Origin of the sequence: Novosphingobium sp. KCTC 2891 (assembly GCF_025938155.1) — a bacterium.
In the GTDB taxonomy this organism is placed as follows: Bacteria; Pseudomonadota; Alphaproteobacteria; order Sphingomonadales; family Sphingomonadaceae; genus Novosphingobium.
This window is the reverse complement of the sequence record NZ_JAPCZG010000013.1, coordinates 39950-64272: the sequence shown is the minus strand read 5'-3', so window position 1 is coordinate 64272 and position 24323 is coordinate 39950. Positions and strand designations below refer to the sequence as shown.

21 protein-coding genes, 1 tRNA gene and 1 pseudogene are annotated in these 24323 nt (G+C 66.1%); 5 read left to right on the top strand and 18 right to left on the bottom strand.

The annotated features are described in order from the left end of the window. Positions 1-6: 6 nt before the first annotated feature. From fabZ to rpsB, 11 genes are all read right to left on the bottom strand, one after another. Positions 7-480: a 3-hydroxyacyl-ACP dehydratase FabZ gene (gene fabZ / locus OLX02_RS18100; RefSeq protein ID WP_264425077.1), complete on the bottom strand. Its 474-nt coding sequence runs from the start codon at positions 478-480 to the stop codon at positions 7-9. A gap of 18 nt (positions 481-498) precedes the next feature. Then, positions 499-1176, bottom strand: coding sequence for an OmpH family outer membrane protein (locus OLX02_RS18095; RefSeq protein ID WP_264425075.1), 678 nt, complete (start codon positions 1174-1176; stop codon positions 499-501). Further along, a complete protein-coding gene (gene bamA, locus OLX02_RS18090) occupies positions 1176-3875 on the bottom strand; it encodes an outer membrane protein assembly factor BamA (RefSeq protein ID WP_264425111.1) in 2700 nt (899 codons plus the stop codon). The genes OLX02_RS18095 and bamA overlap by 1 nt, the downstream gene beginning before the upstream one ends. A gap of 218 nt (positions 3876-4093) precedes the next feature. Further along, positions 4094-5209, bottom strand: a complete 1116-nt coding sequence (rseP, locus tag OLX02_RS18085; RefSeq protein ID WP_264425109.1) for an RIP metalloprotease RseP — start codon at positions 5207-5209, stop codon at positions 4094-4096. A gap of 5 nt (positions 5210-5214) precedes the next feature. Next, positions 5215-6378 carry a 1-deoxy-D-xylulose-5-phosphate reductoisomerase gene (locus OLX02_RS18080; protein WP_264425073.1) on the bottom strand — a complete coding sequence of 388 codons (1164 nt, stop codon included), beginning with the start codon at positions 6376-6378 and terminating at the stop codon, positions 5215-5217. Beyond that, entirely contained in the window at positions 6375-7118 is a 744-nt protein-coding gene (locus OLX02_RS18075; RefSeq protein WP_264425071.1) for a phosphatidate cytidylyltransferase, read from the bottom strand. Before OLX02_RS18075 ends, OLX02_RS18080 begins: the two co-directional genes overlap by 4 nt. Next, complete coding sequence (uppS, locus tag OLX02_RS18070; protein ID WP_264425107.1) at positions 7105-7749, bottom strand: polyprenyl diphosphate synthase; 645 nt, start codon at positions 7747-7749, stop codon at positions 7105-7107. The genes OLX02_RS18075 and uppS overlap by 14 nt, the downstream gene beginning before the upstream one ends. 65 nt (positions 7750-7814) lie before the next feature. Continuing rightward, positions 7815-8372 (bottom strand): ribosome recycling factor, encoded by a 558-nt coding sequence (frr, locus tag OLX02_RS18065; protein WP_264425069.1) that lies wholly within the window; start codon positions 8370-8372, stop codon positions 7815-7817. A gap of 3 nt (positions 8373-8375) precedes the next feature. Beyond that, the gene (pyrH, locus tag OLX02_RS18060; protein WP_264425067.1) at positions 8376-9098 is read right to left on the bottom strand and encodes a UMP kinase; all 723 of its coding nucleotides are present in this window, start codon (positions 9096-9098) and stop codon (positions 8376-8378) included. Positions 9099-9296: 198 nt separating this feature from the next. Further along, positions 9297-10223 (bottom strand): translation elongation factor Ts, encoded by a 927-nt coding sequence (gene tsf, locus OLX02_RS18055; RefSeq protein WP_264425065.1) that lies wholly within the window; start codon positions 10221-10223, stop codon positions 9297-9299. Positions 10224-10342: 119 nt separating this feature from the next. Next, complete coding sequence (gene rpsB, locus OLX02_RS18050; RefSeq protein ID WP_264425063.1) at positions 10343-11098, bottom strand: 30S ribosomal protein S2; 756 nt, start codon at positions 11096-11098, stop codon at positions 10343-10345. A 518-nt stretch (positions 11099-11616) separates the two neighbouring features. Between rpsB and OLX02_RS18045 the strand changes: the two genes are divergently transcribed. After that, a complete protein-coding gene (locus OLX02_RS18045) occupies positions 11617-11889 on the top strand; it encodes a hypothetical protein (protein WP_264425061.1) in 273 nt (90 codons plus the stop codon). On the opposite strand, the gene OLX02_RS18040 is transcribed toward OLX02_RS18045, so the two are convergent. The 4 genes from OLX02_RS18040 to OLX02_RS18025 form a co-directional block, all read right to left on the bottom strand. Next, the gene (locus OLX02_RS18040; protein ID WP_264425060.1) at positions 11849-12664 is read right to left on the bottom strand and encodes a CDP-alcohol phosphatidyltransferase family protein; all 816 of its coding nucleotides are present in this window, start codon (positions 12662-12664) and stop codon (positions 11849-11851) included. The two genes, OLX02_RS18045 and OLX02_RS18040, sit on opposite strands and share 41 nt — an antisense overlap. Further along, the gene (locus tag OLX02_RS18035; protein ID WP_264425058.1) at positions 12661-13410 is read right to left on the bottom strand and encodes a phosphatidylserine decarboxylase; all 750 of its coding nucleotides are present in this window, start codon (positions 13408-13410) and stop codon (positions 12661-12663) included. The genes OLX02_RS18040 and OLX02_RS18035 overlap by 4 nt, the downstream gene beginning before the upstream one ends. A 66-nt stretch (positions 13411-13476) precedes the next feature. After that, positions 13477-14313, bottom strand: coding sequence for an alpha/beta fold hydrolase (locus OLX02_RS18030; RefSeq protein ID WP_264425057.1), 837 nt, complete (start codon positions 14311-14313; stop codon positions 13477-13479). Between the two features lie 120 nt (positions 14314-14433). Next, positions 14434-14519, bottom strand: a tRNA-Tyr gene (locus tag OLX02_RS18025). A 180-nt stretch (positions 14520-14699) separates the two neighbouring features. Between OLX02_RS18025 and rlmB the strand changes: the two genes are divergently transcribed. Further along, positions 14700-15539 carry a 23S rRNA (guanosine(2251)-2'-O)-methyltransferase RlmB gene (rlmB, locus tag OLX02_RS18020; RefSeq protein ID WP_264425055.1) on the top strand — a complete coding sequence of 280 codons (840 nt, stop codon included), beginning with the start codon at positions 14700-14702 and terminating at the stop codon, positions 15537-15539. A 37-nt stretch (positions 15540-15576) separates the two neighbouring features. Beyond that, positions 15577-16413 (top strand): hypothetical protein, encoded by an 837-nt coding sequence (locus OLX02_RS18015; RefSeq protein ID WP_264425053.1) that lies wholly within the window; start codon positions 15577-15579, stop codon positions 16411-16413. 159 nt (positions 16414-16572) lie between these two features. Here OLX02_RS18015 and OLX02_RS18010 read toward each other — a convergent pair. Then, positions 16573-16890, bottom strand: a pseudogene (locus OLX02_RS18010) (HU family DNA-binding protein); the annotation flags it as partial. 187 nt (positions 16891-17077) lie between these two features. Further along, positions 17078-19483 carry an endopeptidase La gene (lon, locus tag OLX02_RS18005; protein ID WP_264425051.1) on the bottom strand — a complete coding sequence of 802 codons (2406 nt, stop codon included), beginning with the start codon at positions 19481-19483 and terminating at the stop codon, positions 17078-17080. A gap of 244 nt (positions 19484-19727) precedes the next feature. Here lon and OLX02_RS18000 point away from each other — a divergent pair, with 244 nt between their 5' ends. Both OLX02_RS18000 and OLX02_RS17995 read left to right on the top strand, forming a co-directional pair. After that, the gene (locus OLX02_RS18000; protein ID WP_264425049.1) at positions 19728-20765 is read left to right on the top strand and encodes a hypothetical protein; all 1038 of its coding nucleotides are present in this window, start codon (positions 19728-19730) and stop codon (positions 20763-20765) included. Between the two features lie 55 nt (positions 20766-20820). Next, positions 20821-23181 carry a TonB-dependent receptor gene (locus OLX02_RS17995; protein ID WP_413630392.1) on the top strand — a complete coding sequence of 787 codons (2361 nt, stop codon included), beginning with the start codon at positions 20821-20823 and terminating at the stop codon, positions 23179-23181. Between the two features lie 7 nt (positions 23182-23188). Here the strand turns inward: OLX02_RS17995 and OLX02_RS17990 are convergent, their stop codons facing one another. Continuing rightward, positions 23189-24211, bottom strand: a complete 1023-nt coding sequence (locus tag OLX02_RS17990; protein WP_264425045.1) for a VacJ family lipoprotein — start codon at positions 24209-24211, stop codon at positions 23189-23191. Between the last annotated feature and the right edge of the window lie 112 nt (positions 24212-24323).

Here is a 24323-nt window from a genome sequence, read left to right as displayed (position 1 = left end):
CCTGCGTCAGGAATCCGCGATCATCGCGGTGAAGCTGCATTCGGTGGCGATCTTGTCGCCCAGCATGGCCTTGGCGGCAAACTTGCACACGCGCGAACGCTTCTGGACGAAGCTTACGTGCAGATCGAGCAGGCAGCCCGGCTCCACCGGCGTACGGAACTTCGCTTCCTCGATCGCCATGAAATAGACGAGCTTGCCCGATCCGGCGAGGCCGAGCGATTCCACCGCGAGGACGCCGGCGGCCTGCGCCAGCGCCTCGATCTGGAGGACGCCCGGCATGATCGGGCGGCCGGGGAAGTGGCCCTGGAAGAACTGCTCGTTCATCGTCACCGCCTTGATGGCGTGGATGCGTTCATCCACCACCAGTTCGACGACGCGATCGACCAGCAGCAGGGGATAGCGGTGCGGAAGCGCCGCCATCACCTTGGTCACATCATAGGAGAGCGGCGCGGCCGCTCCTTCGATCTGCTCTTCAGCCATGCCCCCGGACGTCCTGCCTCAGCGGCCCGAAGGCTGCTTGGTGGCGGGCTGCGCCGCCGACGGAGCGGCCTGCGCGGCCTGAGCCGCCTGCTGCTCGCGCTGGGCGCGCGGCATCCAGCCGGCGGGCGGCACCAGCTGCGCCGAAGGCAGCAGGGTGTTCAGCTCGGCCAGGATGTCCTGGTTGAGGTTGTAGACCTGGTCGGCCTTGATGACGCCCTGCGAATCGAGGACGACCGTGATCTTCTTCTTGGTCATCGCGCGCTGGGTCGCATCGTCCAGCTTGTCGCCGATCTGTTCGAGCACATACTGCTGCGACAGGTTGAGCGGGGCCAGGATCTGCTGGATTTCCTGCTCGCCCGACTGCTGGATCTGCTGGATCTGCTCGTACTGGCTCTGCAGCGCGGCGCGGTTCGGGTTGGCAGCCTTCGAGTCCGCTTCGAGCTTGGCGACGAGCGGCTTGAGCTGGGCCTCGATCTGGGCCTTGCGCGTGTTCGCCTGGTCGATCTGCGCCTTGTAGGTCACCGGGCGCTGGGTCTGCGAAGTCTTGTAGGCGTTCGACGAGGCGACGACGGCCGGCGGGTTGGCGATGGCGATGCCGGCGGCAACGGTGCCGCCCGGGGTCGACTGCGCCATGGCGGCGGGAGCTGCGGAGACGAGCAGGCCCGCGATGAGGGCCGAGGCAATACGGAGTTTCATCAGAACTGGGTTCCTACGTTGAAAGTGAAGGTCTTGGGGTCGTCGCCATCGACCTTGCTGAGCACCTTGGCGAAATCGATGCGGAACGGCCCGAAGGGCGAGTTCCAGTTCACGCCGATGCCGACCGAAACGCGCGGCTTGGCGGAATTGCCGACGAAGCTTTCCGCGAACTTGCCGACCACGTTGTAGGTGGCGGCATCGAACGAGCCAGCGATGGGGTTGCCGGGGCTGGCCGGATCGGCCGTGACCGCCTTGTAGATCGTCTCGCCGGTGGTCTTGTTCTGCAGTTGCAGGACCAACGGGTTGGTGCCCGGCGCCTTCACGCTGAACACTGCGCCGGCATCGACGAAGATCGACGGACGCAGGCCCAGTTCGCGCGCGCCCGAGCCGAGCGGCAGTTCCAGTTCGGCATGGCCCAGGTAGTAGTAACGGCCGCCGACCGCGTCGTCCGACCAGTCGTTGCGGTTGGCACTGACCGTGCCGCCGGTGCCATCGGTGGCGACGCCCGCGTAGAACTTGCGAAGCACGCGCGGGCCAACGCCGCGAATGTCGAAGCCGCGCAGCTGCGGTTCACCGAGGAAGAAGCGGTCGGTCAGACGGATGCCATCGACCTCCAGGCCGTTCTCGTCATAGCGCTTGGACAGCGGCTTGATCGCACCGCCCTCTGCGCGCAGCGAGAACACGAAGCCCTTGCCCAGCGAGAAGTACTTGGCCGCGTTGGCGGTGATGCGCGCATACTTCACCGAGCCGCCAAGGCCGGCCACGTCGCCACCGACCACGAACTGGGTGCCGCGCGTCGGGCGCATGCGATTGTCCAGCGTGTCGTAGATCAGCGAGGTGCCGAGGATCGAGCTGGTGCGCTTGCCGATCGCGTCGCACAGGTAGAACCCGCCCTTGAACGGATCGCAGGTTCCGTTGGTGTAGTAGAGGCCCTTGTCGAGCGACACGTCGTCGAAGTTGAGCGTGTAGCGCCCGACCAGCGACATATATTCGGTGAGCGCCACGCCGATGCGCGCCTGGAAGCCGGTGGTGGCCTGCTTGTAGGTCGTGTTGCGGCTGGAGTTCAGGTAGCGGAAGCTGTTGTAGTCGCGGCGGTAGACGTCGAGACCGAACGAGACGTTGCGGTCGAACAGGTACGGCTCGGTGAAGCTCAGCTGGACCGAACGCGAGTAGCGCGAATAGTCCACGCTGGCACCAACCGTCTGGCCGCGACCGCGGAAGTTGTTCTGCTGGATCGAAGCCTGGAAAATGAAGCTTTCAAGGCTGGAGAAGCCGGCGGACAGCTGGAGCTGGCCGGTGGGCTTTTCCTCGACGTTGGCTTCAAGGATGATGCGGTCGGGCGCGGTGCCCGGCTTCTGCTCGACCTCGAACTTCTCCTGGAAGTAGCCCAGCGACTTGATGCGGTTGGACGAGCGCTTGATCTGGAACGAGTTGAACGCATCGCCTTCGGCAAGGCGGAACTCGCGGCGGATCACCTTGTCCTGCGTCAGCGTGTTGCCGTTGACGTCGACCCGCTCGACATACACGCGCGGCGCTTCCGCGATGCGGAAGGTGACCGACATCGTCAGGTCATCCTTGTTGCGCTGGAAGTCGGGGCGCACGTCGGCGAAGGCATAGCCGAAGCTGCCGGCGGTCTCGGTCAGGCTGTCGACGGTGTCCTCGACCAGCTTGGCGTTGTACCAGTCGCCCTTCTTCAGCGGCAGGCGCTTGGCCAGCACTTCGCCGTCGAAGTCGCGCAGCTGGCTGTCGACCTTCACGTCGCCGAACTTGTAGCGCTTCCCTTCCTCGACCACGTACGTGATGATGAAGTCGCGCTTGTCGGGCGTCAGTTCCGCCACCGCGGAAACCACGCGGAAATCGGCGTAGCCCTTGGTCAGGTAATACTGGCGCAGCTTCTGCTGGTCGAAGGCCAGACGATCGGGATCGTAGCTGGTGCCCGAGGAGAACAGGCGGAAGAAGCGCGCCTGCTTCGTCACCATCTCGCCGCGCAGCTCGCTGTCGGAGAAGGTATCGTTGCCGATGATGTTGATCTGGCGGACCTTGGACTTCGGCCCTTCCTGGATCTCGAACACGATATCGACGCGGTTCTGGTCGAGCATCACCATCTTCGGCTCGACCGAAGCGGCGAAGCGGCCCTGCCGCTTGTACAGCTCGATGATGCGCGACACGTCGGCGCGCACCTTGGAGCGGGTGAAGATCTGGCGCGCCGAGAGCTTGATCTCGGGCAGGATCTTCTCTTCCTTCAGGCGCTTGTTGCCTTCGAGGATGATGCGGTTGACGACCGGGTTTTCCTTGACCTGGATGGTCACGGCGCCATCGGCGTTGCGCAGTTGCACGTCCGAGAACAGCTCGGTCGCGTAGAGATCCTTGAGCACCTGGTCGGCCGAAGCCTGGGTGTAGCGATCGCCGACGCGGAGACGAATATACGACAGGATGGTGTCCGCCTCGAGCCGCTGCGCGCCCTCGATGATGATCGAGCGGACGGTCTGGACGGGCGCGGAGGCATCCACGGCGGGCGCTGCGGGAGCAGGCACCGAAGCCTCGGTCGGGATCGGCACGGCCTTGCCCGCCTTCACCTTCGCGGCGGCCATCGCCACATCGGGCAGCGCGACCAGCGCGGTCGTCGCAAGCAACACGCCTGCAAGGGCGGAAGCGCGCTTCGCGCCGGGTGCGGTCAGGCCCGAGTTAAGTCCAATCATCACCAAGCGCCATCCCGTCTGTTCGTGCGGCCCTCGAACGGCGACTGCGGCGCGCGCAACCCGGCCATTCTCAGGCAATCGCAGCCCTTTGCCCGATGCAGCCCCGCCAATCAAGCAAGCCTGCCTTTCGTGCCAGCATTAGCCCCGCAAATTGTGGAAAATCCGCTCCATCCCCGCCCGATGGAACTTTCCCGTTGCGATAACGGGCAACGTGCCCCTTACCCTCCGAAAATCTTGAGCGACGCCACGTCGTTGAATGTGACGAACAGCATCAGGCCAAGCACCAGCGCGAGGCCGGTGCGGAAGGCCCATTCCTGCCCGCGCTGGCTCACCGGCTTACGGCGCACGGCCTCCGCCGCGTAGAATGCGAGGTGGCCGCCGTCGAGCACCGGAATTGGCAAGAGGTTGATGAACCCCAAGTTAATCGAGATCAGCGCCACGAACCAGGCGTAGCTCTGCCAGCCGGACACGAGCTGCTCGCCCGAGTACTTGGCGATCTTGATCGGGCCACCGAGTTCCTTCACCTCGCGCTTGCCGGTGACGATCTGGCCGATCCCGGTGACCATCATGGAGATGATGTCGCGGGTCTGGGTCAGTGCTTCGCCCACCGCGCCAACGGGGCCGACCGGTACGCGATCGATGCTGGCGGGACCGATGCCGATGAAGCCGATGCGCTGTTCGTTGCCGAAGCGGTCCGACAGCACCTTGGCCGCCGCCGTGACGGGCAGGTCCACCCGCGCGCCGGCGCGCTCGACCACCATGTCAAGCGGCTCGCCCGGATGCTGTGACACGGCCATGCGCACGTCGAGGAAGCTGTCCACGCCGTAGCCACGCAGCGAGACGATGCGGTCCCCCACGTGGAGGCCGGCCTTCTCCGCCACCGAGCCCTGCTGGATCACGCCCACCACCGGCGGCACCACGACCTTGCCGTAGGCCAGCGCGAAGCCGGCAAGGATCGCGACTGCGAGCAGCAGGTTGGTCACCGGTCCGGCGAGGACGATGGCGGCACGCTGCCACAAGGGCTTTGCCTGGAAAGTCTTGTTGCGCTCCTCCGCCGGGAGCGCCAGCCACGCAGGGTCGGGCTTGCCCGCCGCGTTCATGTCGCCCGCGAACTGAACGTAGCCGCCCAGCGGCAGCGCCGAGAGCTTCCAGCGCGTACCGCGCTTGTCGGTCCAGCCGCAAAGCTCCTTGCCGAAGCCGATCGAGAAACTTTCAGCCTTCACGCCGAACAGACGCCCGGCAAGGTAGTGACCCAGTTCGTGAATGAACACGAGCGGCCCCAGCACAAGCACGAAAGCCAGCAGCGTGATGAGAATTCCGGGGCTTTCGGCCATCGGGGTCAACGGGCAGGCTCCATCGTTTCGCGCGCGCGCACCCGCGCTTCCCTGTCCACCGCGATCACCTCGTCCAGCGAAGTGGGCGGCGGCGGCAGGCCACGCGCAAGCACTTCCTCGGCGCATTGCACGATTCGGGTGAACGCGATCTGACCATCGAGGAACGCTGCGACCGCGATTTCGTTCGCCGCGTTCAGCACCCCGGGCGCCGCGCCACCCGCAATCGCGGCTTCGCGCGCAAGACGGGTGGCGGGAAAGCGCAGTTCGTCGGGCTGGCGGAAGGTCAATTCCCCGATCGCGGCAAGGTCGAGCGGTTCGCACGGCGTGTCCATCCGGGCAGGCCATGCCAGCGCAGAAGCTATGGGCACGCGCATATCCGAAGGGCCAAGCTGCGCCAGCGTTGATCCATCTCGATATTCGACCATCGAATGCACGATGGATTGCGGATGGACGATGATCCGCAGCCGCTCGACGCCAACGGGGAACAGGTGGAACGCCTCGATGAATTCGAGGCCCTTGTTCATCATCGTGGCCGAATCGACGCTGATCTTCGCGCCCATCGACCAGTTGGGATGCTTCACCGCCTCAGCCGGGGTGGCCGCGTGCAGGCGCGCCATGTCCCAGTCGCGGAACGGCCCGCCGCTCGCGGTCAGCGTAATCCAGCGCACATGGGCGGGATCGTTGCCCTGGAGGCACTGGAAGATCGCGTTGTGTTCGGAATCGACCGGCAGCAGCGTCGCGCCTGAACGGGCGACAGCGGCGGTCATCACCTCACCTGCGGAAACCAGCGCTTCCTTGTTGGCGAGCGCGATGATCCTGCCCTGCTCGATCGCGGCCATGGTGGGGGCAAGCCCGGCGCAGCCGACGATCGCGGCAACGGTGATGTCCGCCCCGCGCCCCGCAGCCTCGACCAGCGCCTGCGCGCCGCCGGCCGCCTCGATCCCGCTCCCCGCCAGCGCCGCGCGCAGTTCGGGCAGGCAGGCCTCGTCCGCCACGACTGCCACATCGGCAGCGAATTCGCGCGCGAGCACGGCCAGTTCGCGTGCCTGGCGATTGGCGGTGAGCGCAACGACGCGGAACGCCTGCGGATTGCGGCGGACCAGATCGAGCGTCGATGCGCCGATGGATCCAGTCGCGCCCAGCACCGAAATGGTACGCGGTGCGCTCATCGACCCGCCCCGAGCGCCCACAGCGTGCCTACCACGATCGCCACCGGCAGCAGTCCGTCCACCCGGTCGAACACGCCGCCGTGGCCGGGGATGAGGCGGGAGCTGTCCTTCACGCCGGCGCGGCGCTTGAGCCAGCTTTCATAGAAATCGCCCGCCTGCGCCACGACCGCCAGCCCGGCGCCCGCCAGCGCGGCGAAACCGACATTGGTAATCCGCAGCGCTTCGCCAAAGCTGGGACCGGTGGGACCGATCGCGGAAATGAAGTAGCCTCCGGTCAGCGTCGCCAACGCCGTCCATATGCCGGCCGCCGCCATGCCGCCGGCAAGGCCGGCCCAGGTCTTCGACGGGCTGATCTTCGGCGCGATCTTCGGGCCGCCGATCGCACGGCCGGTGAAATAGGCGCCGGTATCGGTACAGATGACCAGCCCCATGATGCCGACAAGCAGCGCCACCGGCATCACGATCAGCGCGAAAGCGGCCCATCCGACATAGATCGCACCGGTCAGCACCGCCGCCGACATCTTCGCCGGATTGGGCGCGATGCGGGAGACGAGCCGGACATATTCGCCGAACACAGCCAGCCCCACCAGCGCGATGAAGCCATCCAGAGCGACACCGCCCCGCCACACGGCAAGGCCGGCCACCAGCAGCATGACCACGGCCGAGGCGACACGCACCGGCAGGTCGCTTTTCTTCGGGGCCGCCACTGGCGCCGCCGGATCGGCGTCAGCGCCCGCCAAAGCGCCGCTCACGGGTTGCGAACTGGCCAAGCGCATCGTGCAGGTGTTCGGGCGTGAAATCGGGCCACAGCACGTCGGTGAACCACATCTCGGCATAGGCCGCCTGCCAAAGCAGGAAGTTCGACAGCCGGACTTCGCCCGACGTCCGGATGATCAGATCGAGCGGAGGCAGGTCGGCGGTATCGAGTTCCGCCTCGATGCTTTCCACGGTGATCGCGCCCTTGGCAGCAGCCCGGGCCGCCGCGCGGGCGATTTCCTGCTGCGATCCGTAATTGAGCGCGATGGTCAGCGTGGTCTGGCGGTTGTGCGCCGTCCGCGCCAGCGCATCCCCGATCATGTCGACGATATCGGGCGCCAGCGCCTGCCACTCGCCGATGATCTTGAGCCGGGTGCCGTTGCGCACCAGTTCGTCAAGCTCGGTGCGAATGAAAGCGCGCAGCAGGCTCATCAGATCGGAGATCTCGTCAGCCGGCCGCTTCCAGTTCTCGGACGAGAACGCATAGAGCGTCAGCGCCTCCAGCCCCATCTCGCGCGCGGCACGCGCGATGGTGCGGACGGTATCCACCCCCCGCTTATGGCCGAGTGCGCGTGGCATCAGGCGCTTCTTCGCCCAACGCCCGTTGCCGTCCATGATGATGGCGACATGGCGGGCGGAGGTCAGGGCCCCTCCCCGTTCATCGTGAGCCTTCGAAAGGATCACTTGCCGAGGATTTCCTTTTCCTTGTCGGCTGCAGCTTCGTCCGCCGCCTTGATCTGCTCGTCGGTCACCTTCTGGAGTTCGGTTTCCGACCGCTTGCGGTCGTCTTCCGAGATTTCCTTCTTGTTCTCGTCGGTCTTCAGCGCGTCCATGCCATCGCGGCGCACATTGCGGATCGCGATACGGGCCTTTTCGGCATACTGACTGGCAAGCTTGGCCAGTTCCTTGCGGCGTTCCTCGGTCAGGTCCGGGATCGGCAGGCGCAGGTTGTTGCCGTCGTTGATCGGGTTCAGGCCGAGACCGGCCGAACGGATCGCCTTTTCGACGGGGCCGATGTTCGACTTGTCCCACACCTGCACCGAAAGCAGGCGCGGTTCCGGCGCGGAAACGGTCGCCACCTGGTTCAGCGGCATGCGCGAACCATAGACATCGACGGTCACCGGATCGAGCAGCGCGGTGTTCGCGCGGCCGGTGCGCAAGCCGGAGAGATCGTGGCGGAGAGCTTCGACGGCGCCCTTCATGCGGCGCTCAAGATCGGCCTTGTCGTACTTGGCCATGATTCAGGCCTCCTTCTGGACGATGGTCTGCGTGCCCTTCCCGCCAAGCACAAGGGCAAGATTGCCCTGCTCGCGGATAGAGAACACGACGATGGGAATGCGATTGTCACGGCACAAGGCAACGGCGCTGGCGTCCATCACCTGAAGATTGTCGGCCAGCACGGTGTCGTAATCGACCGTGTCGTAACGCTTGGCGGTGGGATCCTTCTTGGGATCGGCATCATAGACGCCGTCCACGCTGGTGCCTTTCAGCAGCGCGTCGCACCTCATTTCCGCCGCACGCAGCGCCGCCCCGGAATCGGTGGTGAAGTAGGGAGCGCCGACGCCCGCCGCGAAAATCACGATTCGCCCCTTCTCGAGATGGCGCTCGGCGCGGCGGCGGATCACCGGCTCGCACACCTTGTCCATCTCGATCGCCGACTGGACGCGGGTGGGCACGCCAAGCTGCTCCAGCGCGGACTGCATGGCGAGCGCGTTCATCACCGTCGCCAGCATCCCCATGTAGTCGGCCTGCGCACGATCCATGCCCTTGGCCGCACCGGCCATGCCGCGGAAAATGTTGCCGCCGCCGATCACCAGGCAGATTTCAAGCCCGCTGTCCTTCGCCGCCTTCACTTCGGCCGCCAGCGCAGCGACGAAATCGGTGTCGATTCCGAACTGCTGGTTACCCATCAGCACCTCGCCCGAAAGCTTGAGCAGGATGCGCTTGAACGGGGGGAGGCTCATGGGAAAACCGATACTCTTGTCACGATGGGCCGGGATGGCGGCTCTTATACGCGCCGCGTGCCGCGTGCCAAGGGCGCCCGCAAAGGTTTTGCGGGGCATGGCCGGCACGTTTCTGTCGGATGCGCCCGACACGACTGTCCCCGCGCCGACCAGTTCCGAAACGGAACCGCCGGCGCGGGGACAGCGAACGCGTAACGCTTACTTGATGCCGGCAGCCGCGGCGACTTCGGCCGCGAAGTCGGTCTCTTCCTTCTCGATGCCTTCACCGAGCTGGAAGCGGACATAGTCGACCAGCGTGATCTTGGTGCCGGCGGCCTTGCCAGCCTGCTCGACGACCTGTGCGATCGGGGTCTTGTTGTCCATGACGAACACCTGCGACAGCAGCGCGTTTTCCTTGGCGTACTTGGCGACGGCACCGTCGACCATCTTGGCCTGGACTTCTGCCGGCTTGCCGCTTTCGGCAGCCTTCTCGGCCGCGATCTTGCGCTCGCGGGCGATCAGTTCGGCGTCGAGATCGTCAGCGTTCAGCGCCAGCGGGAACGCAGCGGCGATGTGCATCGCGATCTGCTTGCCCAGTGCTTCGAGCACGTCGGCGGCAGCTTCGGATTCAAGCGCGACGAGCACACCGATCTTGCCGAGGTTGGTGGCGGCCGCGTTGTGCATGTAAGGCACGACCACGCCGTTCGACACCGACACGTGCTTGATGCGACGCAGCTGCTGGTTTTCGCCGATGGTCGCGACGTTGTTGGTCAGCTTGTCGGCAACGGTGCCGCCATCGGGGTAACCCGCAGCCTTCAGCGCCTCGACGTCCGACACGCCGGTGTACAGCGCAACTTCGGTGGCCTTGCGGACGAAGTCCTGGAACTGATCGTTCTTGGCGACGAAGTCCGTTTCCGAGTTCACTTCGACAGCGACGCCCTTGGTGCCCGAAACGGCCACGCCGACGAGGCCCTCGGCCGCGGTGCGGCTGGACTTCTTGGCAGCAGCAGCAAGGCCCCGGGCGCGCAGCGCGTCAACGGCGGCTTCGAAATCGCCGCCGCTCTCGTCGAGCGCCTTCTTGCAGTCCATCATGCCGGCGCCGGTGCGCTCGCGCAGGTTCTTCACGTCAGCGGCGGTGTAAGCCATCGCGTTGATCCTTCTCAATCTTGAAACGGGAGAGGCCGCAGCAAGTGCCGCGGCCCGTAAGTCGTGTCCGGGTCAGTTCGGTGACGGCCGCCGAAGCGGCCGTCAGACCGGGAACCGCCTCAGCCCTCGACGACCTCTTCAGCCAGCGGCTCGTCCATCGCGCCAAGGTCGGCGCCCGAAGCGATCATCGCTTCGCGGCCACCCTTGGTGGCGGCGGCAGCAACCGCCTCGCAGTACAGACGAATGGCGCGCGAAGCGTCGTCATTGGCCGGGATCGGGAACGCGATGCCATCGGGCGAAACGTTCGAATCGAGGATCGCAACGACCGGGATGCCGAGGACGTTGGCTTCCTTGATCGCCAGCTCTTCCTTGTTGGCGTCGATCACGAACATCACGTCCGGGATACCGCCCATGTCGCGGATGCCGCCGAGCGAAAGCTCGAACTTGTCGCGCTCGCGGGTGAGCTGCAGCACTTCCTTCTTGGTCAGGCCGGCGGTGTCACCCGAAAGCTGCTCTTCCAGCGCCTTGAAGCGCTTGATCGAGCCCGAGATGGTCTTCCAGTTGGTGAGCATGCCGCCCAGCCAGCGGTGGTTGACGTAGTGCTGGCCCGAAGCGCGCGCGGCCTGAGCAATCTGCTCCTGGGCCTGACGCTTGGTGCCGACGAACAGAACCTTGCCGCCAGCTTGGACGGTGGCCGAGATGAACTCGAGCGCACGTGCCATCAGGGGCACGGTCTGCGACAGGTCGAGGATGTGGATGCCGTTGCGGGCGCCGAAGATGTACGGCTTCATCCGCGGGTTCCAGCGGTGGGTCTGGTGGCCGAAGTGGGCACCGGCCTCGACGAGCTGGTTCATGGTGACGACGGGAGCCGCCATAGGTCTTTCCTTTCCGGTTTCGCCTCCGGGAAGCTGGAACCACTGCGGAGGGACCCGCATGCGGCACCGGTTTGTGCGCTTCCCGTGTGGATTTGCCGGCTGTCGCGAACGAGGCGGACTTGCCCCGATTCACCGCCCGGCGGCGCGGCGCTTAGCGCAGGCACCCCGCGAAATCCACCCCTAATGCAAAGCCGGGGCGGAGGCAAAGGACGGCGAATCGCAAAACCCCGCCGATTCGGGATGGGGCACGCACTGGAACAGCTGGACCGCGCCCTGCCGGGCCGGACGCAAAGACCCTAAAATATCGCGGAATTCCTAAGACCGACGTCCGTCGCTCGCGCTTCTGGAACGTGCTGCCCCACATTTCTCTTGACGCACCGGAACAAAAAGAGAACATTGAGCGAGCAAGAAACGCCGACCGGAACTACTCGGGTTCCCGGCGGTTATCCACAGGAAGTCCACAGCCTGTCAAGCATATGCGACGGGCAGTGCGACGGAAGTTTGAAAGGCCGGTTGCCATGCTGGGAATTCTCGCTTCGCTCGTCATCGCCGGTGCCGGCGTCGCTGCGATCGCGTCGATCGTCCTGACCATTCGCGCCCAATCGGGCGCGGTAGGCCGCCTTTTCGACGAGGCCCGCTCGATGCAGCAGGATCGTGAATTCCTGGTCTGGATGACAAGCGATCAGCGTCCGGCCTCGCCCTTCTCGTTTGCCAGGCTGCGCCGCACGCCGCAGCGTGCGGTTCGTCGCGTTACCGAACGCTCGCCGCAGCCGCAGCGCGCTGCCGCCTGACCCGCGCATAACGGGCAACGCCGATCGGCACGAACAACACGTAAATGCCGCAAATGGCCGAGAGCGTGAGCCACGGCTCGGTCAGCAGCGCGGCGATCACCAGTCCGAACAACGCAATGACTTCCAGCCGGATAGAGCGGCGCGGGCGCAGCGACGCCCAGCTCAGGGTCGCCATGTTGGAAATCATCATGAACGCGATCAGCGCCGCCCAGACCGCCACTGGAAGCGCCATGCGGAACTCCTCGCGGCCGCTGGCGATCCACAGGTAAAGCGGCAGGAAAGCAAGGCCCGCGCCCACCGGAGCCGGGACCCCGGTCAGGAACCCGGCGCTCTTGTGCGGCTGCTCCGCCATGTCGATCCGGGCATTGAAACGCGCAAGGCGCAGCGCGCAGCATACCGCCAGCGCCAGCGCGGCGAACCAGCCGAAGCGCGGCACTTGCTGCAAGGACCACAGATACAGAATCAGCGCCGGCGCGACGCCGAACGAGATCGCGTCCGACAGACTGTCGAGTTCGGCACCGAAGCGCGATTGCGCCTTCATGAGCCGCGCCACCCGGCCGTCGATCCCATCGAGCACACCGGCGAGAATCACCGCCAGAACCGCGCTCTTGAAATCACCGCCGATGGCGAAGCGGATGCCGGTCAGCCCGCAGCACAGCGCTGCGGAAGTGATCGCATTGGGCACAAGCGCCCGCAGCGTCAGTCCGCGAGGCAGGCGCTGGCGCCCGAAGTCGTCGCCCGTGGGGAACGACACGTCCTCGCCGGCCTGGTTCACTGGCTGACACCCTCGATCATCGGCGCCTGCCCGATCTCGGCAAGAACGGTTTCACCCGCGATGACCTTCTGGCCCATCAGCACCTTGGGCTCGGTTCCTTCGGGCAGATAGACATCGACCCGGCTGCCGAAGCGGATCAGGCCGACGCGCTGGCCCGCCGCGACGATGTCGCCCGCCTTCACGAACGGCACGATACGCCGCGCGATCAGCCCGGCGATCTGGGTAAAGCCGATCTGCACGCCGTCTCCCCGCTCGACGAGAAAGTGCTGGCGCTCGTTCTCTTCACTCGCCTTGTCGAGGTCGGCGTTGAGGAACTTGCCGGGGATATAGACCACGCGGCGAATGGTGCCGCCGATGGGCGCGCGATTGATGTGCACGTCGAACACGGACATGAAGATCGACACGCGCGTCACGGGCGTATCGCTCATGCCCATCACGCCGCTGCCGTCGTCGGCGGAAAGCTCACGCGGCGGCGGCACCTTCTGGATCAGGGTGATGAGGCCATCGGCGGGCGAGATCACGAGGCGATCCTCGCGCGGCGTGACGCGGACGGGGTCACGGAAGAAGGCAAGGATGCCCACCACCAGAACACCGAGCGGCCAGGCCAGCGTTTCCCACGCCATGAACGCGCAAAGCGCGGCCACTGCCGCGGCAATCAACGCGAACTTGCGTCCTTCGGGATGAATTGAGGGCCAGCTCCAGCCTGCGCTGCCGCGACCACGGTTGTCTAGAATATCTCCGGGCATCGGCCCCATCTAGGCCTTTGCCCCCTCGCCGACAAGCGCGGTGGCACGGGCAGCCGCCGCCACGCCCTAACGGGGCGGCATCACCCGCGTCAGGAATGCAAGCACCGCCGCGTTGAACAGGTCGTTCCGGTCGCCCGCGACCATGTGCCCGGCGTTGCCGATATCCGCCACTTCAAGCGCCGGAATCCGCTGGCGCAGGTCCTCCACGCCTTCTTCGGTCACGATGTCGGACTTCATCCCCCGCACCAGCAACGTCGGGATACGCTTTCCCCAATCCGAAGCGGCCAGCATATCGGGGATGGTGGTGTGATCCGGGTCGCGCTGGATGAAACGCGGATCCCAATGCCAGCGGAAACGCCCGTCTTCGCCCAGGCGCAGGTTCTTGCGCAGACCATCGAGACTGCGCGGGCGCGGACGATCGGGGTAGTAGGCGGAAATCGCGTCCGCCGCGTCCTCCAGGCTGGCGAAACCATCGGGGTTGGCCGTCATGAACCCAACGATCCGCGCGACCCCGGCCGGTGCCAGCTTCGCCACGACATCGACCAGCACGATCGCCGCCGGCTCCAGCCCGTGCGAGGCCGCTGCCATCGCCGACATGCCGCCCAGCGAAGCTCCGACAAAGGCGTAGGGGCGCCCCGCGGATTCGATGATGCAGCGCAGATCCTCGACCCGGCGCAGCAGCGAATAGTCGCCTTCCGGTTCCCAATCGCTTTCGCCATGGCCGAGCAGGTCGTAATTGAGGACGTGGTACCCGGCTTCGGCGAGATCATGCCCCGCCCGGTCCCAGCTATGCCGCGTCTGCCCGCCGCCATGGCCGAGGATGACCGTGGGTGCGCCTTTCGGCCCCAGCTCGTCCGCGGTGATTGCGATCCCCCCCGTTACCGGGATTCTTATCGTGTTCATCCAACAAAGGTGACGCAACGGCACCCGATCCGCAAGCCGATTTAATGGATCGATTAAGAAGCATGATCGAGGCCGGTGCGTCCCCGCAGGGGAAACCGGCTGATCATGATCGGAGGCGGGTGGTGGACAGGGCTAGATTCGAACTAGCGTACGCTTGCGCGGGCAGATTTACAGTCTGCTGCCTTTAACCACTCGGCCACCTGTCCACACCAGTGCTGCCGGTGCGAGGCGTCTCCCCTTGCGGGGTTGGCCTGCTGTTTCTGGCGTCCCGAAGGATGCCGTCCGGCCGAGGAGGCGCCCCTTTGGCGAAGCATCGCTTGCCTGTCAATGGGTCGGCTGGCAGAGGGCGCAGGATATTTTCGCATTCCAGACAGAAGGTACCTTCCATGCCCCCGCACGACCAACAACGCGACGACGGACGAAAGGGCGGCAGGGCGCTGCGCGGGCGCGCGGGCCGCATGCAGGGCGGACGTGGCTCTGGCCGGGGCAGCACCGGCACGGTCCGGCTATGGGGTCGCCACGCGATCGAAGCCGCGCTGACCAATCCGAATCGCACCGCCAAGAAGCTGTGGGGCACGCGCGAGGCGATTCAGGAAATGCTCGACGCGCACGATGCGGAACTGCCCGCCTCGCTGCCGGTGGAATATGCGCAAGCCGCCGATCTGGCCCGGCTTGTCGCACGCGACGCACCGCACCAGGGGCTGGTGCTCGAATGCCTGCCGCTCGACGACGTCGCGCTCGACGAGGCGCTCGACGAAGCCGAGGGTCGCCCGTTGGTGATTCTCGACCAGGTTACCGATCCGCACAACGTGGGCGCCATCCTGCGCTCGTGCGCGGCGTTCGGCGTCGCCGCCGTGATCACGCAGGATCGTCACGCCCCGCCCGAATCGGGCACGCTGGCCAAGGCTGCTTCGGGCGCGCTGGAAGTGGTGCCGTGGGTGCGCGTGGTGAACCTCGCCCGCGCGCTCGAATCGATTTCGGAAGCGGGCTACTGGCGCATCGGCCTTGATGGCGATGGCAAGGCTGTCTTCCCCTCGGCGCTTCCGACCGGGCCGGTTGCGCTGGTGCTGGGCGCCGAAGGCGAAGGGCTGCGGCACAACGTGGCGCAGCATTGCGATTCGATCGCGCGCCTGCCGATTGCATCGGCGATCGAAAGCCTCAATGTATCGAACGCAGCGGCCATCGCGCTTTATGCGGTGGCGACGCGCGCGGGCGACGACGACTGATCCGTTCGTCCCCGCGCCGATGCAAGGGGCGGGGACGATGACCTACCGGAAACGAATCGCGGCAGCCTTCGCGGCCACGCTCGGGCTGTTGCTGGCCGGGTGCATGCTGCTGCCAGGCCGCTTCGCAAGCGAGTTGGACGTGCGCCGCGATGGCGGGTTCGCGTTTCACTACAAGGGCGAGATCGTGCTGACGGCCCTCGCCCAGCCGCCGCAGCGCACCGAGAGCGACGAGGCGTTCGAGCCTGCCGCCTGCTCGGACGAGACCACCGGCGACAACCGCGACTGCACGCCGGAGGAGATCGCCACCCAGCGCAAGGACTGGGAAACCGAACGTGCCGCCCGCAAGGCGCGCAAGGAAAAGGATGATGCCGAGGCGCGCAAGGCGATGCAGGCCATGCTCGGCGGCATCGATCCGGCCGATCCGCGCGCCGCGCAGGAATTCGCCGACCGGCTCGCCCGGCAGGAAGGCTGGACCTCGGTGGTGAGCAAGGGTGGCGGCGTGTTCGACGTGGAATATGCGGTCAAGGGCCGGCTCGATCACGACTTCAGCTTCCCGACGATCGAGCGACTGCCTCTGGTGATCCCGTTCGTCACCGTGATCCGCCGCCGAGACGGCACCGTAAGGATCGAAGCCCCGGCGTTTTCGCCCGGCACCGCCAACCCCGCACTGCCCGGCCTGACATCCTCGCCAGCCGAAAAGGGCACGGAAAGCGCACCGCAGATGGACGGCACGTTTGTGCTTACCAGCGACGGTGCGATCCTGGCCAACAACACCGACGAAGGCCCTGCTGCGGTGGCTGGCGGACAGCAGCTGACCTGGAAAGTCTCCCAGCGCACCACCGCGCCGCCGACCGCCCTGATCCGCCTGCACTGATCCGCCTGCACTGACCCGGCTGCACTGACCCGGCTGCGCAACCGAGCCACCATTGGCCATAGAAAAGGGCCGCTCCCGTTCTGGCGGGGCGGCCCTTCCTGATTTCGTCCAAGCTCCGGCGACGCGACCCGTTCGCGCCGAAGAGGCTCGATCCGCTGATTAGTTGACGGCGTCCTTCAGGCCCTTGCCGGCCTTGAACTTCGGCTGGGCCGAAGCCTTGATCGACATCGGCTCGCCAGTGCGCGGGTTGCGGCCGGTCGAGGCCTTGCGCTTTGCGACCGAGAAGGTGCCGAAACCGACCAGACGCACTTCGTCACCCTTCGCCAGAGCGCCCGAGACGGATTCGAAAACGGCCTCGACCGCCTTCGTGGCATCCCCCTTCGTAAGGCCGCTCGCGTCGGCAACAGCGCTGATCAGATCGTTTTTGTTCATTGCGGAACCCCCTACCTTTTCTTGGGAAAACTGCGGTTTGGAATCGCTTTTTGGGTGGCCGGGAAGAGAGACGAGAAAAAATTGACTGTCAAAGGCAAATGCGACGAATCAGCGCGCGTTATCCCCGGAATCCCGTCGATTTTTGGCAAAAGGAACGCCGCGCGCAATTTCCTTGCGCGCGGCGTCGTTTGCGCTGTCATCCTGTAAGCCGGGGGATCGTCCGGCCCCGCGATCAATGGGCCGTAGGCGCCGGTGCCGGCCCCGCGCCGGCCGGGGTCGGCTGGCTAGCCAGATCGTCGGCCTCGGTCCATTCGATCGCCTCCGGCATCGAAACCAGCGCGTGAGCGAGCACTTCGTCCACGTGGCTCACCGGTATGATGTCCAGACCTTCCTTCACGTTGGCCGGGATGTCCGCGAGATCCTTGCGGTTCTCCTCGGGGATCAGCACCGTCTTGATACCGCCTCGCAGCGCCGCGAGGAGCTTTTCCTTCAGCCCGCCGATCGCCAGCACGCGCCCGCGCAGCGTGACTTCGCCGGTCATCGCCACGTCTGCCCGCACCGGGATGCCGGTGAGCGTAGACACCATCGCGGTAACCATGCCGATGCCCGCAGACGGCCCGTCCTTGGGCACTGCGCCTTCGGGCAAGTGGATGTGCAGGTCCTTGCGCCCGAAGATCGACGGCTTGATCCCGTAGGCCGGGCTGCGCGCCTTGACGAAGCTGAACGCCATCTGGACGCTCTCGCTCATCACTTCGCCCAGCTTGCCGGTGGTTCGCACCGCGCCCTTACCGGGCACGGTCACGCTTTCGATCGTCAGCAGTTCGCCGCCCACTTCGGTCCAGGCCAGACCCGTCACCGCGCCCACCTGGTTCTCCTCGTCGGACACACCGTGGCGGAACTTGCGCACGCCGGCATAGTCCGAGAGGTTTTCCGACGTGATCGTGACAGCCGTTTCCTTGCCTTCAAGGATCTGGCGCAGGCTCTTGCGCGCCAGCCGAGCGATCTCGCGCTCCAGCGTGCGCACGCCCGCCTCGCGGGTGTAGTAGCGGATCAGGTCGCGCAGGCCCTCGTGGGTCAGCGTGAACTCGCCCTTCTTCAGCCCATGCGCCTGGATCTGCTTGTCGATCAGGTGCCGCTCGGCGATCTCGACCTTCTCGTCCTCGGTATAGCCTTCGAGGCGGATGATCTCCATGCGATCGAGCAGCGGCTGCGGCAGGTTGAGGCTGTTCGCGGTGCAGACGAACATCACGTCCGACAGGTCGATATCCGTTTCCAGATAGTGATCCTGGAACTTCGCGTTCTGTTCGGGATCGAGCACTTCGAGCAGCGCCGATGCCGGGTCGCCGCGGAAGTCTTGGCCCAGCTTGTCGATTTCGTCGAGCAGGAACAGGGGGTTGGCCGTACCAGCCTTGCGCAGGTTGGTCACGATCTTGCCCGGCAGCGAGCCGATGTAGGTGCGGCGGTGGCCGCGGATCTCGGCTTCGTCACGCACGCCGCCCAGCGACTGGCGAATGAACTGGCGCCCGGTCGCCTTGGCGATCGACTTGCCAAGGCTGGTCTTGCCCACGCCCGGAGGGCCGACGAGGCACAGGATCGGCCCCTTCAGCTTGTTGGTGCGCGCCTGCACCGCGAGATACTCGACGATCCGGTCCTTGACCTTGTCGAGCGCATAGTGGTCCGCGTCGAGGATCTGCTGCGCCGCCGCGATGTCCTTCTTGAGCTTGGACTTCTTGCCCCACGGCAGGCCCAGCAGCACATCGAGGTAATTGCGGATGACGGTCGCTTCGGCGCTCATCGGCTGCATCGACTTGAGCTTCTTCAGCTCCGCCTGCGCCTTGCTGCGCGCTTCCTTGGTCAGCTTCAGGGTATCGATCTTCTCCTGAAGCTCCTGGATCTCGTTGGCTTCCTCGCCATCGCCGCCGCCCAGCTCCGACTGGATCGCCTTGAGCTGTTCGTTGAGGTAGTATTCGCGCTGGGTCTTCTCCATCTGGCGCTTCACGCGCCCGCGGATCTTGCGCTCCACCTGCAGCACGCCCAGCTCGCCCTCCATGAAGGAGAGCACCATTTCCAGGCGCTTGAGCGGATCGCTTTCGGACAGCACCGCCTGCTTGTCCGCCACCTTGGCGGCCAGGTTGGACGCGACGCCATCGGCCAGCTTGCCGGCTTCCTCGATATCGCCCAGCTGCGATCCGGCATCCTGCGGCAGCTTCTTGGAAAGCTTCGCATATTCGCCGAACTGCTCCACCACCGAGCGCATCATCGCTTCGACTTCGGTGCCCTCGGCCTCGACCGGATCGATCGGCTCGACCTGGGCGACGAGCATCTCGCCGCCGCTGCCGGTCTCTGCACGCAGCGACTGGAGGCTGGCGCGGCGGTTGCCTTCGACCAGCACGCGCACCGTGCCATCGGGCAGCTTCAGCAACTGGAGAACGGTGGCGATCACGCCCATGTCGTAAAGATCGTCGCGATCGGGATCGTCGCAGCCCGGATCGAGCTGGGCGAGCAGGAAGATGTCCTTGTCGCCGGCCATCGCGGCTTCAAGCGCCGCGACCGATTTCTCGCGCCCCACGAACAACGGCACAACCATGCCGGGGAACACCACGATGTCGCGCAAGGGAAGCAGGGGATAGAGATTCATAAGTCGTTTCCGTCCGGCCCGCCAGGTCGATTGCAGGGGTCCTGCGGGGCTTGACCCAGATATGGGAGCCGTGCGGCCCACTCGCAATGGCAAAGGGGATAACGGCTGTGGATCGGGATAATTCAGCAAGCCACGGCCCTTCGACCGCCCTTGTATACCCGATGTTAGGCATAACGCTGCCAGGGGTGTCCCTTCACGGCACGCCGCCCGCGCGCCCGACGCAAGGGATCCGGTTCTCGCCGCCATGATCAGGACGCGCACAGTCATGGTGATCGGTGCGGGCGCGAGCTGCGAATTGCAGATGCCGTCCGGTGCGGACCTGCTCGCGCGGATCGTCCAAGGCTACGACTTCTCGCGGCTCGGCACCGAATCGCAATCGCGCGAAAGCGTCATGCTCGCCCGCCACCTGTCCAAGCTGGCCGAGCGGATGGGGCGCGAGCAGCGCGAGATCATCGTCGCCGCGCAGGCGCTCCGCAACGCCGCCCGCGTCGGCAAGTCGATCGACGCGATCATCGAGCAGTACGACCATGATCCGCTGGTCGTCGCTTGCGGCAAGCTGGCCATTGCCTTTTTCGTGGGGCAGGCGGAAACCCGCGCCACGCTGCGCGAGGCCCCGCGCGTGGCGGGCGAACTGCCGATCCAGGGCAAGCCCGAGGAAACCTGGCTCTATTGGCTGGGCCAGCTGTTCACTGCCGGCCTGCCCCGCTCGAAGCTGGAAAAGGCCTTCGCCGACCTGACCATCGTGTCGTTCAACTATGACCGCTCGATCGAGCATTTCCTCCCCCACGCGCTGGTCATGGCCTATGGCCTGACACTGAAGGAAGCGCAGGCCATCGTGGCGCAGCACCTTGTCATCCTCCACCCCTACGGCTCAGTCGGGCGGCTCCCCTGGCAGCTGGGGCAGGATGCGCAGGCCGAGTGGGCGGGCAGCGAGCAGCCGTGGAACATCCACGCCATCGCCAACCAGATCCGCACCTGCTCCGAACGCCTGGCCGACCGCGAATGGACGGGCCGCCTGCGCCGCTCCGTGGCAGAGGCCAAGCGCATCGTGTTCCTTGGCTTCGGCTTTCATCCGCAGAACCTCGACCTGCTGTTCGACCGCACGATCAGCCACAATCCCGATGTGCTGGCGAGCATCCACGGCCTTCCCGCATCCAACCGCCCGCTGCTGGCGCGCCAGATCAAGCGCCTGTGCGGCCTTGAATTCGACGACCTGCTGACGCTCGAAAATGCCCGCGCGTTCGAAACGCTGCGCGATCATGCACTGATGCTGGAAAGCTGATCCGACACAGCATTTTAATGCTTGGCCGGCTGGCCTCGCGCCCCCGCCCCCGCCTATGGCGGTCCATGGGGAGCAGCAACACGCCGTGATACCGCAGACCGGACTATGCGCGCATCGCGCCGTGCGTGCGATACTGACAGCCGCAGCATTCGCGCCCGCCGGCGCCGCGCTGGCCGCCCCCGCCGGCGACGACCTGCACCCCATCGTCGTGATCGCGCCGGGCGATGCGCCCGACCGCGACGACGCGCTGACCATCGATCGGCGCGAGATCGCGCGTACCGGAAAGCCCGATGTGCTGGCCGCCCTCACCCGCACCATCGCGGGCGTCACGCTGCAGGATGCGCAAGGCAATCCCTGGCAGCCCGCGCTGGTCTATCGCGGCTTCGTCGCCTCACCTTTGCAGGGCGCGGCGCAAGGGCTGGCCGCCTATCTCGATGGGGGCCGCTTCAACCAGCCGTTCGGGGATACCGTCGGCTTCGACCTGATCCCCGATGCCGCGATCCGCTCGATCACTCTGCTCGATGCCAGCCCGGTCTACGGGTTCAACGCATTGGGCGGTGCGCTGGTGATCGAAACCGCCACGGGCATGAACGATCCCGGCTTTTCCGCAAACCTTGCCGCCGGCTCCTATGGCACGCGTGAGGCAAGCGTTTCCGCCGGCCGCAACGATGGCCGGTTCAGCTGGTTCGTCGCGGGCCAGGCCCGGCGCGAGGATGGATGGCGTGCCCACAGCCCCTCCCGGCTCGCCAACGGCTATGCCGATGTGGGCTATGATGGAGACAGCGCCGGGCTCCACGCCAAGCTGGTCGTCGCGGATACCGATCTCACCGGCAATGGTGTCGCCCCGGTCGATCTGCTCGGCGCAGCACCCAATGCGGTCTTCACATGGCCGGACAACGCGCGCAGCCGCTACGCCCGCATCAGCCTGCATCCTCAGCTGTCGCTTTCGCCCCAGACCCATCTCGAAGGCACCGTCTACCGCCAGCGCCTGACCGTGCGCAGCATCAACGGCGATCTTGCCGACATCGCGCCTTGCGCCGTCGATCTCTCGGCACTCTGCGCCCAGGACCTCAATGCCAGGGAAGCGCTGCTGCCCGGAATGGCCATGGTCGCCCCTTCAATAGCCAGCGCGATGGAAGAACCGGTCTACGGCGTGCTCAACCGGGCCACCTCGCAGACCCGCGCCTGGGGCATTCTGGCGCAAGTAATCGACAAGCGCGCGCTGGGCAGCGGCACCAACCATCTCGCCGCGGGGTTCAGCTTCGATTCCGGCCGCACAGATTTCGTCACGTCAGTTGAACTCGCCATGCTCGGCGAGGACCGCCGCGTCGCCGGGCTTGGCGAGGTGATCGGCCCGGGCGATGGCCCCGTCGGCCCCGTCAGCCTGATCGCGCGGTCGGACAACTGGGGCCTGTTCGTGGCCGACACGCTGCCCATCGCACCCGGCCTGTCCGCCGAGATCGGCCTGCGCTGGAACCACGCGCTGATCCGGCTGGAAGATCGCATCGGCAGCGCGCTGAACGGCGCGCACCACTATGCACGGCTGAACCCGGGGCTCGAATTCGACTGGAAGCTGTCCCCTGGGCTGGCGCTGCGCGCGGGCTATGCCGAAACCAACCGCACGCCCACCCCGGCCGAGCTTTCCTGCGCCAGCGAGGACGCACCGTGCAGCCTCGCCAATTTCTTCGTCGCCGACCCCCATCTGAAGGCGGTGGTGGCACGAACACTGGAACTGGGCGCATCGGGCGGCGCAGACGTGGCTGGATGGCGGATCGAATGGCTCGCCTCCTTCTACCGCACCGTCAACAGCGACGATATCCAGCACGTCGCCTCGCGCGTGCGCGGCCGTGCCTATTTCCGCAACATCGGCCGCACGCGGCGGCAAGGGCTGGAACTGGGCGTGAAAGCCCGGCGCGGCGGCTGGCGCGTCGATGCCAGCTATGCCTTCACCGACGCCGTCAGCCTATCCGCGCTGACGCTTTCCAGCCCCGACAATCCTTTCGCCGACGCAGACGGCACCATCGCCGTGTCGCGCGGCAATCGCCTGCCCGGCGTGCCACGCCACAGCGCCACGCTCGCCATCGATCACGAAACCCGGATTGGCGCGCGCAGCGCGACCTTCGGCGGGGATGTCGTCGTCCGCTCCGGGCAAGTGCTGATCGGGGACGCGGCCAACCTCACCCCGCCAGTGCCGGGTTACATGCTGGTCAACCTGCGCGGAAGCATTGAGCTTGCGCCCGGCCTGTCGCTGACCGGCGAAGTGCGCAACCTCTTCAACCGCAGCTATGCGACCGTGGGCACCTTCGGCGAGTTGGGCGACCTCACGCTCGCGGAAGCGCCCGGTGCCTCAAGCCCCCGTTTCTATGGCCCAGGCGCCCCGCGCCGCTGGACGCTGGGAGTCGCGGCGCGGTTCTGATCGCGGCTCAGGAGCCGGGGATCGGCTGGATTACCGGAATCGACACGAACACCGGCGCAGGCGGCGCGACCGGAGCAGCCACCGGCTCCGGCGCGGGCGTGGTCGCGGGCGTGGTCGGGGGCGCGACAACCTTCGGCGCCTCGACCACCGGCTTGCGTCCGTGGAGCGCGTCGATCTCAGCCTGCCGCTGCCGCAGGTAAGCCTGGCGGTAGTTGCCGTAAGGATCGTTGCTATCGCGCATCTGCTGCAGTTCCGCATCGGTCTGGATACGGTCATCGAGCGATTTCACGACGTTCGAAGTCGCGACATAAACCGGCGATGTCAGCGGCTTGCCCACCGCAAACGGCACGATCGCCCGGTCGATCGTCAACCCGAACAGGTCGCGCATCGTGGTCGGGCCAACCAACGGCAGGAACAGGTACGGACCAGGACCGACGCCATAGTATCCCAGCGTCCACGCCAGTCCGTTGCGCCGGTAGGGAAGGTGGAAAGGCTTGCTTCTGGCAACGTCGATCAGCCCGCCGATGCCGATAGTGGAATTGATCGCGAAACGCCCGACTGTCTCGGCCGCCTTGCCCGGCTTCAGCTGCAGCAGGAAATTGAGCGCGACCACCGGCTCGGTCAGGTGGGACAGGAAGTTCCTCAGGCCCATGCGCAACGGCCTTGGCAGCGCTTTCTGATAACCGCGCGCCATCGGCGCAACGACGGCGTCGTCAACCTTCTGCACCGTCTCGAACGACTTGACGTTGATCGCCTCCATCGGATCCTGCGGCGGCGGCTTGGTGTGGCCGGACACCACGATCTCGCCCGAGCCCGCGGGGACCGGTGCAGGAGCAGGAGCAGGAGCAGGAGCCGGTGCAGGCGTGCCCGGCTGCGGCGTGACCGCATCTGCGGCGGGCACGGATGCAGGCGCAACAGGCGCCGCCTGCACCGAACCGGCCATCACATCGGGCACACGAGGCGCGTCAGCGGCTTCCGCAGTCGGAGTTACCGCGAGCACGGCCGAAGCGGCCAGAATCGACAGGGTCACGCAGGTCAGCTCCTCAAGCAGGCACGCCACGGCCCGGCCGCCGAATTCTCGATCGCAGCCTTACAACAAACCGTCACCGTGTCGACATATGGAGAGCGGGGCTTCGGCCCAC

Bases quoted from the DNA above. Each gene is read 5' to 3' on its own strand.
- fabZ (WP_264425077.1), bottom strand. From the start codon at position 480: ATGGCTGAAGAGCAGATCGAAGGAGCGGCCGCGCCGCTCTCCTATGAT.
- OLX02_RS18095 (WP_264425075.1), bottom strand. From the start codon at position 1,176: ATGAAACTCCGTATTGCCTCGGCCCTCATCGCGGGCCTGCTCGTCTCC.
- bamA (WP_264425111.1), bottom strand. From the start codon at position 3,875: ATGATTGGACTTAACTCGGGCCTGACCGCACCCGGCGCGAAGCGCGCT.
- rseP (WP_264425109.1), bottom strand. From the start codon at position 5,209: ATGGCCGAAAGCCCCGGAATTCTCATCACGCTGCTGGCTTTCGTGCTT.
- OLX02_RS18080 (WP_264425073.1), bottom strand. From the start codon at position 6,378: ATGAGCGCACCGCGTACCATTTCGGTGCTGGGCGCGACTGGATCCATC.
- uppS (WP_264425107.1), bottom strand. From the start codon at position 7,749: ATGGACGGCAACGGGCGTTGGGCGAAGAAGCGCCTGATGCCACGCGCA.
- frr (WP_264425069.1), bottom strand. From the start codon at position 8,372: ATGGCCAAGTACGACAAGGCCGATCTTGAGCGCCGCATGAAGGGCGCC.
- pyrH (WP_264425067.1), bottom strand. From the start codon at position 9,098: ATGAGCCTCCCCCCGTTCAAGCGCATCCTGCTCAAGCTTTCGGGCGAG.
- tsf (WP_264425065.1), bottom strand. From the start codon at position 10,223: ATGGCTTACACCGCCGCTGACGTGAAGAACCTGCGCGAGCGCACCGGC.
- rpsB (WP_264425063.1), bottom strand. From the start codon at position 11,098: ATGGCGGCTCCCGTCGTCACCATGAACCAGCTCGTCGAGGCCGGTGCC.
- OLX02_RS18045 (WP_264425061.1), top strand. From the start codon at position 11,617: ATGCTGGGAATTCTCGCTTCGCTCGTCATCGCCGGTGCCGGCGTCGCT.
- OLX02_RS18035 (WP_264425058.1), bottom strand. From the start codon at position 13,410: ATGCCCGGAGATATTCTAGACAACCGTGGTCGCGGCAGCGCAGGCTGG.
- OLX02_RS18030 (WP_264425057.1), bottom strand. From the start codon at position 14,313: ATGAACACGATAAGAATCCCGGTAACGGGGGGGATCGCAATCACCGCG.
- rlmB (WP_264425055.1), top strand. From the start codon at position 14,700: ATGCCCCCGCACGACCAACAACGCGACGACGGACGAAAGGGCGGCAGG.
- OLX02_RS18015 (WP_264425053.1), top strand. From the start codon at position 15,577: ATGACCTACCGGAAACGAATCGCGGCAGCCTTCGCGGCCACGCTCGGG.
- lon (WP_264425051.1), bottom strand. From the start codon at position 19,483: ATGAATCTCTATCCCCTGCTTCCCTTGCGCGACATCGTGGTGTTCCCC.
- OLX02_RS18000 (WP_264425049.1), top strand. From the start codon at position 19,728: ATGATCAGGACGCGCACAGTCATGGTGATCGGTGCGGGCGCGAGCTGC.
- OLX02_RS17995 (WP_413630392.1), top strand. From the start codon at position 20,821: ATGGCGGTCCATGGGGAGCAGCAACACGCCGTGATACCGCAGACCGGA.